The organism is Pseudomonas asturiensis (genome assembly GCF_900143095.1).
Taxonomy (GTDB): Bacteria; Pseudomonadota; Gammaproteobacteria; order Pseudomonadales; family Pseudomonadaceae; genus Aquipseudomonas; species Aquipseudomonas asturiensis.
The window spans coordinates 136108-149613 of record NZ_FRDA01000012.1; the positions used below are offsets into that span (position 1 = coordinate 136108).

Genomic DNA, 13506 nt, shown 5'->3' on the forward strand with positions numbered 1-13506 from the left:
TCAGCGCTCAATGGCCAGCGCCAGACCCTGTCCTACGCCGACACACATGGTCGCCAGACCTTTGCGACCATTGGTCTTTTCCAGCTGATGCAATGCAGTCAGCACCAGACGCGCGCCGCTCATGCCCAGCGGATGACCCAACGCAATTGCGCCGCCATTGGGATTGACCTGAGGGGCATCATCGGCAAGGCCCAGCTCACGCAGCACAGCAATACCCTGGCTGGCGAAGGCCTCATTCAGTTCGATGACATCGAAGTCGGAGACCGCAAGCCCCAGACGCTCGACCAGTTTGCGCACTGCAGGCACCGGGCCGATGCCCATCACGCGAGGCTCGACGGCTGCGCTGGCCATGCCGAGAATTCGGGCACGAGGCGTCAGACCGTGTTTCTTCACGGCTTCGGCGGAGGCGAGAATCAACGCGGCAGCGCCGTCGTTGACACCGGAAGCATTGCCCGCAGTGACCGTCTTGTCCGCACCGTTGACCGGCTTGAGCTTGCTCAGGGTTTCCAGGCTGGTGTCGGCACGTGGGTGCTCGTCCTTGTCGACGATGGTTTCGCCTTTCTTGTGCGCCACACGGACCGGCACGATTTCTTCCTCGAAAAAGCCCGCAGCCTGGGCAACGGCAGTGCGTTGCTGGCTGCGCAGGGCGAAAGCGTCCTGATCGGCTCGAGAAATAGCGAAGTCTGTGGCCACGTTGTCGCCCGTTTCGGGCATGGAGTCCACGCCATACGAGGCCTTCATCGCCGGGTTGATGAAACGCCAGCCGATGGTGGTGTCTTCCAGTTTCATGTTGCGCGAAAACGCTGTGTCAGCCTTGCCCATGACGAACGGCGCGCGCGACATGGACTCCACACCGCCCGCAATCGCCAATTCCATCTCGCCAGCGGCGATGGCACGGAACGCCGTACCGATGGCGTCCATGCCCGATGCGCACAGGCGATTGAGGGTCACACCCGGGACAGTCGTTGGCAGACCGGCCAGCAGCGCGGCCATGCGCGCAACGTTGCGGTTGTCTTCGCCAGCCTGGTTGGCGCAGCCGAGAAACACCTCGTCGACTTCGTTCCAGTTGACCGTCGGGTTGCGCTCCATCAATGCCTTGATCGGGATCGCCGCCAGATCGTCGGCACGCACCGAAGAAAGACCGCCACCAAAGCGGCCGATCGGGGTGCGAATCGCATCGCAGATAAATACGTCACGCATCATGCTTCTCCTGCGACCTGACCATGGGCAGCGGCGGTCCGGGCTTCCAGATCGCGCAAGGCGGTCAGCTCGACATCGGTCGGATCTTCGGAATAAACAACGTTGTCGGCAAAGCGCACTTCCCAACCGGTCGCAGCAACGACTTGCTCACGGGTGACACCCGGGTGCAGCGTGGTCACTACAAATTCGTTGCTGCCTTCTTCGGGCTCCATGATGCACAGGTCGGTGATGATGCCCACCGGCCCCGCGCCTGGCAGGCCCAGACGTTTGCGCGAATCGCCGCCTTCGCCATGGCCCACCGAGGTGATGAAGTCAAGCTTGTCGACGAACGAGCGCGCCGACTGCTTGAGAATGATCAACACCGACTTGGCCGAACCTGCGATTTCCGGCGCGCCACCGGCACCCGGCAGACGCACTTTAGGATTGTGGTAGTCGCCGACGACCGTGGTATTGATGTTGCCGAAACGATCAACCTGTGCGGCACCGAGAAAACCGACATCCACACGTCCGCCCTGCAACCAGTAGCGGAAAATCTCACTGGTGGCGACGACTGTGTCTGCCGTTTCGGCCAGTTCGCCATCACCGATGGACAGCGGCAGCACGGTCGGTTTGGCACCAATCGGGCCGGATTCGTAAATCAGCACCACATCAGGTGCAGACGTCAGGCGTGCCAGGTTCGCCGCCTTGGACGGCAGGCCGATACCGACAAAGCAGACCGCGCCATTGCGCAGACGACGGGCCGCAGCGACGGTCATCATTTCACTGGTGGTGTAAGTCATTATTTTGCCTCCGAAGCGCGAGCCAGCTTGCTCTGGAATTCGCTGAAATCCGCGGTACCGTGGATGTATTCGTCAATCCAGGCCTTGAAGGTTTCGCGGTCTCGGGCAATCGGGTCCCAGGCCTGATAGAAAGGATTGTCGCGTTCGTAGTAGCCATGCGCGTAGGAAGGATGAGCGCCACCGGGTACCAGGCACACCGCGCTCAAGGCCCAGGTCGGCAGCACGCAGGAGTTCATCGGAGCCTTGAGGTCATCAACGATTTCCTCGACGGTAACGATGCAGCGCTTGGCAGCCAGCGCCGCTTCCTTTTGAGCGCCGAGAATGCCCCAGAGCAGCACATTGCCCTTGCGGTCGGCTTTCTGGGCATGAATGACCGTCACGTCTGGGCGCACCGAAGGCACGGCCGCCAGCACTTCACCGGTAAACGGACAGGTCACGGTCTTGATCAGCGGGTTGACCTTGGGCAGATCGGAGCCGGCGTAGGCGCGCAGCACCGCGAACGGCAGACCCGAGGCGCCTGCAACATAGGCGTTAGCCAGGTCAGCGTGGCTGTGTTCTTCTATTTCCATAGCACGCGGCCACTGCTTTTCGACCGCGTCACGCAAGCGATGCAGCGAACCGACACCAGGGTTGCCACCCCACGAGAAGATCAGACGTTTCGCACAGCCGGCACCGATCAATTGGTCATAGATCAGGTCGGGGGTCATGCGCACCAGCGTCAGGTCTTTTTTACCCTGACGAATGATTTCATGGCCAGCGGCCGTAGGGATCAAATGCGTGAAGCCTTCCAGCGCAACGGTGTCGCCATCGTTGACCAGTTGCTTCACCGCATCGCGTAGAGAAAGAATATCTGCCATGAGGTGCTCCGAACCCAACATCACGTTCAATGATCAGCGCGAAGACCTGCGCCGGAATGAAAATGAGGTTATGCCTGAGCATCGCTGCAAACAATCCGATAATCGACTAACTGTTCGGTAATCGAACAAATTCAGGTAAACAATTGGGTGCTCAGATCGCGGCTGGCATCAAGCATGATCGGCAGAAAGCGCTGCTCCAGTTCGCTGCGAGCCACCCGCCCGGCGCTGGTACTGACATTGAGCGCGGCGAGTACCTGACCCGATGCATCATAGACCGGCACGGCAATCGAGCGAAGCCCCTGCTCCAGTTCCTGATCGACAATACACCAACCTTGTTGACGCACCTGCTGCAGGCATTCGAGCAGCGCTTCGGGCGTACGGATGGTCCGACTGGTCTTGGGTTGCAGGTCCACGTGATCAAGGTATTCATGCAACGACACGTCATCCAGCGCCGCCAGGAGAATGCGCCCCATCGACGTGCAGTACGCCGGCAGGCGACCGCCGACTGAAAGATCGACCGATATCAACCGCTGGGTCGTCGCCGATCTGGCTATATAAAGGATGTCGTCACCCTCAAGCGTGGCCATGTTGCAGGCCTCATGCAACTGGTCGCTCATGCGGTCCAGATAAGGCTGCGAGGAAATCGCCAGCGGCGTTGACGACAAATAGGCATGACCCAGCGTCAGCACCTTGGGCAGCAGCGAATAGGTGCGGCCATCGGTGGTGGCATAGCCCAGCTTGATCAACGTGTGCAGACAACGACGCACCGCCGCCCTCGGGATTTCCGTGCGGTGACTGATCTGCGCGATGGTGAGGTGCCGTTTGCGCTCCTGGAAGGCATGAATCACTGCCAGCCCGCGCGCCAGCGAGGTCATGAAATCAGGGTCGCCTGTCAGCGCCTGAATACGCTTGGCAGGCGATGCCACGATTGGCGGAGCCAGCGAGGAAAAAGAATTACGCAGTTCGTCGTTCATTGCCGCAACCTCTATACACCCTTTCAGGCCTTGTGAACCGGCGGTTTCAGGCCCATGCAGCGCATTGACCCACCTCGGCTTGTGCGATTATCGAACCAATGGCCGATAATCGCAATTGACCCATCGTAAATATACTTATACCTTTACGACTGCCACGAAGTGACTTCTTGGAAATTACTGGTCAGGTACCCACTGAGAAGTCCAAGGCAGCGGCCTTGCCCATTAAGCAAGGCCGTTTTCATTACAGCGCATCCTGTGCCCCGCCTGCATCCGGTCCTCTCGGACACTCTTCGCTGCAGCACATGTATCGCACTCGTCATCAAGCGTTCGGCCTCACTGAATTCCGACGCCGGTTTTCCGTTCCACCCCCGTCAACTTTTCGATCATGAAAGTTCCGTCATTTACATGACCCACTCATACTTCAGAACAATCGTACAAAGCTCGTATATCTTTTCAAATATTCCAACTGCTGTAGTTGACGTCTCCGAACTTCTTGGAGATAGTATCCGTCAATTGACCGGCTCACCTCCGTGTATGATCGCGCCATTGGCGAATCCACAGAAGCCTGGTGCACTGAGTGCGCCTACCTCCTTGCACAGCCGCCATGACGCTGCTGCAAATGCCGGTCAATGCAGGCCTTGCGCCTGAACCCGAAAACCGTATGTTGCTACGACAGTTGTTATCTCTGGTGACCGTAGCCGCTGGCACCGCGATAAGTTCATTCCTTTTCAGGACAATCCGACAAGGCCACCAGGCTATACGGAGACTGCAACCTGACACTGAATAGAACCTGTTTGCGCGGTGCATTGCGTTATCACCGGACTCATTTGACTTGATCAGGTAATACAGTGACTAAAGAAGAACTGCGCGCCGAACTTGAGCGCCAGGAGCAACGTTTCAAGGATGTCTACGGCGGCGAAATCACCACCTATGCCGCGCAACCGGAACCTGAGCGCAAACCCTGGCGTAAACGAGCCAGCCTTCGGGACCAGGCGTTCAAGCAGGAACTGCAAAAAATGGAAGAAGAACTCAAGCAAGAGTCATAACTGACAATTCTTGAAGGCGCTTTCTGTCCGAACTGCGTCATCGTCGCCCGGAATCACCGTGTCACTGCCTCGCTGCATCTTCAGAGAGGCGGCGCTCATGCGTCTTTTTTTTGGTTTCAGGCGACACCGGTCGAGGCCGACAAGTCGATCCGTATTTTTTCTGTCATAATCGCGCCCCCTTCAGACCGGGTCAGAAAATCTACATGATCGAATTATTCAGCGGGCTAGATGCTTGGGTGCTTGTGAGCCTGTTGCTTGCCCTGGCCTTCGTCCTTGCCTTCGAGTTCATCAATGGCTTTCATGACACCGCGAACGCGGTGGCAACTGTCATTTACACGAAAGCCATGCCGCCTCACCTGGCTGTCATCCTTTCCGGTGTGTTCAACTTTCTCGGCGTGTTGCTGGGCGGCGTGGGCGTTGCATACGCCATCGTTCACCTGCTGCCGGTCGAACTGCTGATCAACGTCAACACCGGTCACGGCCTGGCCATGGTGTTCTCGCTGCTGGCAGCAGCGATCACCTGGAACCTGGGCACCTGGTACTTCGGGATTCCGGCCTCCAGCTCCCATACGCTGATCGGCTCGATCCTCGGCGTCGGCCTGGCCAACGCCCTGATCAACGACATTCCGCTGGCCGATGGCGTTAACTGGCAGAAGGCAATCGATATCGGTGCGTCGCTGGTGTTCTCGCCGCTGGCAGGTTTTCTGGTGGCAGGTCTGGTACTGATCGCACTGAAATGGTGGCGCCCGCTGTCCAAGATGCACAAGACGCCGGAACAGCGTCGCAAGCTCGACGACAAGAAACACCCGCCGTTCTGGAACCGACTGGTACTGGTGATTTCCGCCATGGCCGTCAGCTTCGTGCACGGTTCCAACGATGGTCAGAAAGGCATCGGCCTGATCATGCTGGTGCTGATCGGCATCGTGCCGAGCCAGTTCGTACTGGACCTCAACAGCACGACCTACCAGATCGAACGTACACGCGACGCCACTCAGCATCTGAGCCAGTTCTACCAGCGCAACAGCAGCACACTGGGCGAATACCTGGCGATGGGCAAGGCAGAAAAAGGCGACCTGCCTTCCAGCTCCGCGTGCAACCCGGAACAAACCGAGCCGACCATCGACGCGCTGCTTGATCGTCTGAAAGGTGTTTCCGATTACCATTCGATGCCGTCCGAAAGCCGCATCGAAGTCCGTCGTTACCTGCTGTGCCTGGACGACACGGCCCGCAAGGTCGGCAAACTGCCAGGCCTGGAAGCGCGTGAGAAGTCCGACCTCGAGAAGCTGCGTAAAGATCTCACCGGCACCACCGAATATGCACCATTCTGGGTGATTCTGGCGGTGGCATTGGCTCTGGGTATCGGCACCATGGTGGGCTGGAAGCGTGTGGTGCTGACCATTGGCGAGAAGATCGGCAAGCAGGGCATGACCTACGCCCAAGGCATGTCGGCGCAGATCACGACCGCCTGCGCCATCGGCATGGCCAACGTGTTCAGCCTGCCGGTTTCGACCACGCACATCCTGTCTTCGGGCGTGGCCGGCACCATGGTCGCGAACAAGAGCGGCCTGCAAGGCGGCACCGTGCGGACCATTCTGCTGGCCTGGGTACTGACCCTGCCCGCCACGGTTGCGTTGTCGGCCTGCCTGTTCTGGCTGGCTTCCAAGGCGCTGTCCTGATCTGAAGTCACTCGGGCGGTGCGACCGCGCCGTCCGAGTGAATCTGCCTTACCTGCGCTTCTTCGTCCCCAGCAACGACCCCATCAAACCCCGCACCAACTCCCGTCCCAACTGACTCGCCGCCTGACGCATCGCATTCTTCATCGCCTGACCGGCCAACCCGCCCAAAAAATCCCCCGCTTTGTCACTGAAGCTCTCTTCGGGCTGGTCATCCGCTTTCGCACCATCCGCTACATCAGGCCCGGACACCTTGCGCGCCGCCAGCATCTCGTAAGCCGACTCCCGGTCCACCGGCTTGTCATAACGCGTGCCGAGTGCTGAACGTGCGATCAGCCCCGCACGCTCGTCTGTCGTCAAAGGCCCGATGCGAGACTGGGGCGGGGCAATGAGCACACGCTGCACCATGGCGGGCGTGCCCTTGTCCTGCAACGTACCGATCAGCGCTTCGCCGGTGCCCAGCTCAGTCAATACACTCAGCGTGTCGAACGCGGGGTTGGGCCTGAACCCGTCGGCCACAGCGCGCAGTGACTTCTGTTCCTTGGCCGTGAACGCGCGCAAGCCATGCTGAATCCGCAGCCCCAACTGGGCAAGCACCTCATCGGGCAGATCACTGGGTGACTGGGTCACGAAATACACACCCACGCCTTTGGAGCGGATCAGGCGCACCACTTGCTCAAGCCTTTCCTGCAATGCCTTGGGCGTATCGGCAAACAGCAAGTGGGCTTCATCGAAGAACAAGGCCAGCAGCGGCTTGTCGGCGTCGCCTCGCTCAGGCAGTTGCTCGAACAGCTCCGCGAGTAGCCACAGCAGGAATGTCGCGTAGACCTTCGGTGCTTGATGCACCAGCCGACTGGCGTCCAACAGATGGATGCGCCCTCGTCCGTCACTGTCCGGCTGAAAAATGTCCTCCAGTTGCAGAGCAGGCTCGCCGAACAGCGCCTCGACACCCTGCTGCTCAAGCACGGCCAGACGCCGTTGCAGCGCCTGGCTTGAACCGGTGGTCATCAGTGCGCTGTCCTCGCCCAGCAATTGTGGGTTGTCACGCAGGTGATTGAGCAGCGCCTTGAGGTCCTTGATGTCCAGCAGCAACAGGCCTTCGCGGTCAGCCACCTTGAACGCCGCGTACAGCGCTGATTGCTGGCTGTCCGTCAGCTCCAGCAGGTTGCCCAGCAGCAAAGGCCCCATTTCGCTCAATGTCGTGCGCAGCGGATGACCCGACTTGCCATCAATGTCCCACAGGGTGACCGGATAGGCCTGAGGTCGGTGGTTGAGCCAGGGCATCCCGGCGATCCGCTCGGCGACCTTGCCTTGCGGATTGCCCGCAGCGCCCAGACCACACAGATCGCCTTTGATATCGGCCGCAAAGACTGCAACCCCGGCATCACTGAAGAGTTCGGCCAGACGCTGCAGCGTGACCGTCTTGCCAGTGCCTGTCGCGCCCGCGATCAGCCCGTGGCGATTGGCCAGGCGCATGGCCTGAGAGACGGGCTGCCCGTCTGCGGTGGCACCTGGAATCATTTCCTGAGAATCGTGCATGTTTCACTCTCTCCAAACCATGAGACGCGCAGGCCTTGAGCGCAGCGATTGCGGTATCGACCCGTCCAGGCGCGAACGCCTGCACCGTGCATCATCCCCCCAACAGGCGCTCGCGTCTGCCGCCTGCCCGCCGGGCGGTCCATCCCGCCACGAGCATCTATTCTTTGGGAGGGGCAAGAAAGGATGACCCCGGATCGGAGGAACGTTGCCGTGCATATCGCGGACATCACCATGTTCTATGCGCCCGCCAGTGGTGGGGTGCGCACCTACCTGGACGCCAAGCACCGGCATCTGGGGCGATTGCCAGGGGTGCGTCACAGCCTGCTGATTCCGGGCGCTCGATCCACGCACACTGATGGCGTGTACAAGGTCCCGGCCCCTGCCCTGCCTTTCAGCAACGGCTACCGCTTTCCGCTGCGGGTCTCGCCGTGGTGCAACCAGTTGCAGGACCTGCAGCCGGACCTCATAGAAGCAGGCGATCCGTACCTGACCGCCTGGGCCGCGCTGGATGCGCGTCGGCAACTGGATGTGCCGGTGATCGGTTTCTATCACTCCGACCTGCCGTTGCTGGTCAGCAACCGTATGGGCCACTGGATGGGCAGCAGCGCACAGGCGTATATCAGCAAGCTGTACAACAACTTCGACCGGGTTCTGACACCCAGCCGGATCATGGCGGAAAAACTGGCAGGCATGGGCGTGGACAATGTTTACGTGCAACCGCTGGGTGTTGACCTGAAAACGTTCCACCCCCGCCACGCAGACAGCGGCTTGAAAGCCGAACTGGGATTGCGTGAAGACACACGGCTGCTGATCTTCGCCGGACGCGGTTCTAAAGAAAAGAACCTGACGGTCCTGCTGCAGTGCATGAAAAAACTCGGTCCGCGTTACCACCTGTTGCTGGTGGGTTCGCACATGCCCGCGCAGGTTCCCGACAACGTCAGCGTCATCCATCGGTTCTGCCGGGTTGACCATCTGGCGCGCCTGCTGGCCAGTGCCGATGCGCTGGTGCATGCCGGTGACCAGGAAACCTTCGGGCTGGTGATACTCGAAGCCATGGCCAGCGCAACGCCCATCGTCGCGGTGGATGCCGGCGCGTTCAGCGAGATTGTTCCGCCTCACTGCGGTCAACTGTGCGAGGCCAATAATCCCAGGGCCATGGCCTGCGCAATTAAAGAACTGTTTGCCTGCGACCTTCACAGCAAGGGCCTTGCGGCCAGGCATTACGTGGAGGACCGCTACAGCTGGGACGTCGTGGTCATGCAGCTGCTGCATCATTATCAAGCCGTGCTGGGTACCTATGCCTCAGCGTTCGCTCATGGTTGACCCCCTCACCCCGGCGGTTCTACGTAGCTTCATGCTGGTGCTGCACGACGTCGCACCGCACAGCTGGACGATGTACGAGCCTTTCGTGAGTGCCGTCGACCAGCTAGGGGGCGTGAACATGACCTGGCTGGTCGTACCGGACTTTCACCGGCGCAGCCCGATAACAGACGACATCCGGTTTCAACATCGGCTGAGCGAGCGACTGGACCGCGGCGACGAACTGGCCCTACACGGCTACTGCCACTGCGATGAAAGCCCTGCTCCCAGGACGCTGCGTGATTACTTCATGCGGCGCATCTACACCTGGGAAGGCGAGTTCTACTGTCTGGATGTGCGTGAGTCGCTGGCACGACTTGAGGCTGGCATCGAAGTTTTCCATCAACTGGACTGGCCATTGCATGGCTTCGTCGCGCCTGCATGGCTGATGAGCGAGGGTACGCGCGAAGCGTTGTGCCAGTTGCCACTGAGTTACACCAGCGACCCGCAGCACCTGTTCGTTCTGCCGGACTTCACTGCTCTCGAAGCGCCCGGGCTGGTATGGAGTGCCCGAAGCGCCTGGAGACGCGCGGCGTCGAGTCTTTACTGCAGTGCAAGGGAGCATCAACTGCAAGACGCACCGACCCTGCGCCTGGGCCTGCACCCGGTGGACATGCTCCATGAATCTTCACGCGACTACTGGTTGGAACTGCTCACTCGCCTTCTGCAGGCTGGCAGGCAGCCCATGACCAAGATGCAGTGGCTACGCACGCATCAACTGCCCTCGGGTTGATCTTCAGCGGGTTGCTGCAACTGGTGCCACAACTCGGCTGCACCCTCGAAGTCGGTACCGTTTTCAGGTGTCAGGGCATCGGGATCGTAACGGCTCAGACAGCCTTCGCCGAGCGTGGCCGGCGCGGTGGAAGTGGCTTTATCGAGAGGGTCGGTCATGGGAATGTCCGCCTGGGAGATGGGCAGGAGCGCCGTACAGGCGATCCTGCCACAACGCATCAGTCGAAAACGACTGTCTTGTTGTCATGAACCAGTACACGGTCTTCAAGGTGCGCACGCAAACCACGCGCCAGCACCATCTTTTCGACGTCACGGCCGAAACGCACCATGTTCTCGATACTGTCGCGATGGCTGACGCGCACCACGTCCTGTTCGATGATCGGACCTGCGTCCAGTTCTTCAGTGACGTAGTGACAGGTTGCACCGATCAGTTTCACGCCACGCAGCGAAGCCTGGTGATAAGGCTTGGCCCCCACGAACGACGGCAGGAAGCTGTGGTGAATGTTGATCACCTGATGCGCGTATTCGCGGCACAGCTGCGGCGGCAGAATCTGCATGTAACGCGCCAGTACCACCACATCGGCCTGATGATGCCCGACCAGACGTGACACCTCGGCAAACGCCGGCTCCTTGTCCTTGGGATCGACAGGCACGTGGTAATAAGGAATGTCATGCCACTCGACCATGCTGCGCAGGTCCTGGTGGTTGGAGATCACGCAGGCAATGTCGCAATCGAGTTCATCGCTGTGCCAGCGGTGCAGCAAGTCCGCCAGACAGTGTGATTCGCGGCTGGCCATCAGCACCACGCGTTTCTTCTGAGCAGAATCGGTGATGCGCCAGTCCATCGAGAACTCTTCGGCGATCGGGGTGAACGCCTCGCGAAAACCGTCCAGGTCGAACGGCAGCGTGTCGGCCCGGATCTCGTGACGCATGAAAAACCAGCCGCTGAGATTATCCGAATGATGGCTCGCTTCGGTGATCCAGCCGTTATGGGAAGCCAGAAAGTTACTGACTTTGGCAACGATGCCGACACGGTCCGGGCAAGCAATCACCAGACGAAAAGTGCGCATTAGGGGAAACTCCAGAACTTCGCAAAGCCGCCATTCTAGCGACTGCGCGGGAAAACTGCAGTATCTGTGTTGCCTGAATCCAGGCGGTCACGCGGGCACGACGAGGGTAGAAGATTGCATCGTGCCAGTACGGCATTTTTGCGCAGGCGATGCTAAAAACAAGCCCCATACTTAAGCAGGGTTTTATCGCAAGGCTGTTAGTAATGAAAACCGCGCCGATCTAGTTCGACAGTCTGTAGGACGTGTGTATATTTCTAAATAATTCAAATAAAACTTTTATTTAATGTTTACTTGCCCAGTGCCTCTGACTATTATTGCGTCACTGTCTCCCTGCCACCCTTCACAACATAAGGTCCCCTCATGTCCCTGATCAACGAATACCGCGCCACAGAAGATGCCATCAAAGAACTGCAAGCCCGTTTGAAGAACCTGTCGCAAGACGGCAAATTGCAAACCGAGCTGGAATTCGAGGGTAAACTGCGCACGCTGATGGGCGAATATCAGAAATCGCTGCGTGACATCATTGCTCTGCTGGATCCGGACTCCAAGGTCAACAAAGCCCCTCGTGGCGGCGCCGTGAAAACTACCGGCACCAAGCGCGCCCGTAAGGTCAAGCAATACAAGAACCCGCACAATGGCGAAGTCATCGAAACCAAAGGTGGCAACCACAAAACACTGAAAGAGTGGAAAGCCAAGTGGGGCGGTGACGAGGTAGAAAGCTGGGCTACCCTGCTGGGCTAAGCCTCACGAAATCGTTTATTCGCGACTTGAAAACGCCAGCTTGCTGGCGTTTTTTATTGCCCACCGTTCGGTCCTCAGGCCTCAGGCACCCACTCGGGCGCGCAGCAACTGGACATAGTCCTGCCACTGTCTGAGCACCTCCAACTGCTCTGGGCTGGCACTAAGCGACAACTCCACCAGCGCGTTGGTGAACGCCTGCAAAGTATTTGGCGCACCCGCTTCAGGGCGGTGCAATCTTGTCTGACAAAAATCACGCCACCGCTGTTGCTCTTCCGTGCTCAGGGTCTCTGGAAAGTTACGGGCCCGATAGCGAAACAACAACTCGGGCAAGCGCGCATCATCAAATGGCCATGCGTCACGCGCCAGTTGCTCGGGCTCTGCACTGCGAACTTGTTCACAAAGCCGGCGGTCCCGGTCGCCGATAAATCCATCATACAATTGCTGCTCGGGATCTTCACTGGCAACGAAATCATCCTTGCCGTAAATCACGTGTAGTTTTTCCTGCCAAACTTCCTGACCCTCCCTCAATCGCAACGCGCGGTCCTGATAGCCCGTCATGTCCAGTTGCAAACGTTCTTGATCTTCGGGGCGCAGCACACCCAATGGGGCAACCACCGGACAGCGATTTATATGCAAGAGTTTGAGCGGGACCGGCAGCTCACCCTCGGCCAGCGCGTCATGGCGGGTATATAAGCGTTGCTTCAGCGTTTCAGCGTCATGCTCGAGTAAGGGCGAAGGGTCTTGATATAAATCGCACACAATCAGTGCATTTCGATTATGCGGATGCCAGGCCAGAGGCAACACCACCCCGAGGTAATTACGGGCCGCAGAAAAACGTCCCGAGATATGCACCAGCGGCTGCATCAGACGAATCTGATCCTGAACCTTCTGTTTACTGCGCAGTGTGAACAAATAGTCATACAGCCGGGGTTGTTTCTCACGAACCAGCCGCGCCAGGGCAATGGTTGCGCGCACATCGGACAAGGCATCGTGGGCCTGGCCATGATCAATACCGTTGGCCGCCGTAAGACGTTCAAGCTTCAGCGTGACGCGCCCGCCTTCCTCGGGCCAGACGATCCCGTCAGGCCGTAACGCATAGGCAGCGCGCACGACGTCGATCAGGTCCCAACGACTGTTTCCGCCCTGCCACTCACGGGCGTAAGGGTCGAAAAAGTTGCGATAAAGGCTGTAACGCGTCACTTCATCGTCGAAACGCAACGTGTTGTAGCCAGCGCCACAGGTACCGGGCGCCGAGAGTTCGGCATGCACCCGCGTCATGAAATCGGCTTCGCACAATCCTTTCTCGGCCAGCGTGGCCGGGGTGATACCGGTGATCACACAGGCGGCAGGATGCGGCAGGATGTCGTCGCTGGGCTGGCAGTAAAGATTGACCGGCGGCGCAATTTCGTTGAGCTGGGCGTCGGTACGGATACCGGCCATCTGCAGCGCTCGATCATTGCGCGGGTTGATCCCGGTGGTTTCGTAGTCATACCAGAAGATGCTGGAGGTCACGGGCTGATCCTGAACAAAAGACCC

At 59.2% G+C, this 13506-nt stretch carries 13 protein-coding genes; 5 read left to right on the forward strand and 8 right to left on the reverse strand.

Features of this window, described 5'->3' with window-relative positions; all coding sequences use genetic code 11:
- From pcaF to pcaR, 4 genes are all read right to left on the reverse strand, one after another.
- Positions 1-1203 (reverse strand): 3-oxoadipyl-CoA thiolase, encoded by a 1203-nt coding sequence (pcaF, locus tag BUB69_RS19970; RefSeq protein ID WP_175561794.1) that lies wholly within the window; start codon positions 1201-1203, stop codon positions 1-3.
- Positions 1200-1979, reverse strand: a complete 780-nt coding sequence (locus tag BUB69_RS19975; RefSeq protein ID WP_073169738.1) for a CoA-transferase subunit beta — start codon at positions 1977-1979, stop codon at positions 1200-1202. Before BUB69_RS19975 ends, pcaF begins: the two co-directional genes overlap by 4 nt.
- Positions 1979-2836, reverse strand: a complete 858-nt coding sequence (locus BUB69_RS19980) for a CoA transferase subunit A (protein ID WP_024688703.1) — start codon at positions 2834-2836, stop codon at positions 1979-1981. Before BUB69_RS19980 ends, BUB69_RS19975 begins: the two co-directional genes overlap by 1 nt.
- A gap of 131 nt (positions 2837-2967) precedes the next feature.
- On the reverse strand, positions 2968-3810 hold the full coding sequence (pcaR, locus tag BUB69_RS19985) for a pca regulon transcriptional regulator PcaR (protein ID WP_024688704.1): 843 nt from the start codon (positions 3808-3810) through the stop codon (positions 2968-2970).
- Positions 3811-4658: 848 nt separating this feature from the next.
- Between pcaR and BUB69_RS19990 the strand changes: the two genes are divergently transcribed.
- Together BUB69_RS19990 and BUB69_RS19995 are read left to right on the forward strand one after the other, a co-directional pair.
- Positions 4659-4856 (forward strand): hypothetical protein, encoded by a 198-nt coding sequence (locus BUB69_RS19990; RefSeq protein WP_073169740.1) that lies wholly within the window; start codon positions 4659-4661, stop codon positions 4854-4856.
- A gap of 203 nt (positions 4857-5059) precedes the next feature.
- On the forward strand, positions 5060-6532 hold the full coding sequence (locus BUB69_RS19995; protein ID WP_073169743.1) for an inorganic phosphate transporter: 1473 nt from the start codon (positions 5060-5062) through the stop codon (positions 6530-6532).
- A 48-nt stretch (positions 6533-6580) separates the two neighbouring features.
- On the opposite strand, the gene BUB69_RS20000 is transcribed toward BUB69_RS19995, so the two are convergent.
- Entirely contained in the window at positions 6581-8068 is a 1488-nt protein-coding gene (locus tag BUB69_RS20000) for a helicase HerA-like domain-containing protein (protein WP_073169745.1), read from the reverse strand.
- A 210-nt stretch (positions 8069-8278) separates the two neighbouring features.
- Here BUB69_RS20000 and gpgS point away from each other — a divergent pair, with 210 nt between their 5' ends.
- Positions 8279-9391 carry an N-acetylglucosaminyl phosphatidylglycerol synthase gene (gpgS, locus tag BUB69_RS20005; RefSeq protein ID WP_073169747.1) on the forward strand — a complete coding sequence of 371 codons (1113 nt, stop codon included), beginning with the start codon at positions 8279-8281 and terminating at the stop codon, positions 9389-9391.
- Entirely contained in the window at positions 9384-10160 is a 777-nt protein-coding gene (gpgD, locus tag BUB69_RS20010) for an N-acetylglucosaminyl phosphatidylglycerol deacetylase (RefSeq protein WP_073169814.1), read from the forward strand. The genes gpgS and gpgD overlap by 8 nt, the downstream gene beginning before the upstream one ends.
- On the opposite strand, the gene BUB69_RS28620 is transcribed toward gpgD, so the two are convergent.
- Positions 10142-10318 carry a hypothetical protein gene (locus BUB69_RS28620; protein ID WP_141121879.1) on the reverse strand — a complete coding sequence of 59 codons (177 nt, stop codon included), beginning with the start codon at positions 10316-10318 and terminating at the stop codon, positions 10142-10144. The two genes, gpgD and BUB69_RS28620, sit on opposite strands and share 19 nt — an antisense overlap.
- A gap of 59 nt (positions 10319-10377) precedes the next feature.
- The gene (gene purU, locus BUB69_RS20015; protein ID WP_003363851.1) at positions 10378-11229 is read right to left on the reverse strand and encodes a formyltetrahydrofolate deformylase; all 852 of its coding nucleotides are present in this window, start codon (positions 11227-11229) and stop codon (positions 10378-10380) included.
- A gap of 360 nt (positions 11230-11589) precedes the next feature.
- Between purU and mvaT the strand changes: the two genes are divergently transcribed.
- Entirely contained in the window at positions 11590-11970 is a 381-nt protein-coding gene (gene mvaT / locus BUB69_RS20020) for a histone-like nucleoid-structuring protein MvaT (protein ID WP_024688708.1), read from the forward strand.
- Between the two features lie 81 nt (positions 11971-12051).
- Here mvaT and sbcB read toward each other — a convergent pair whose 3' ends face one another.
- Entirely contained in the window at positions 12052-13482 is a 1431-nt protein-coding gene (gene sbcB, locus BUB69_RS20025) for an exodeoxyribonuclease I (protein WP_073169748.1), read from the reverse strand.
- Positions 13483-13506 lie beyond the last annotated feature (24 nt).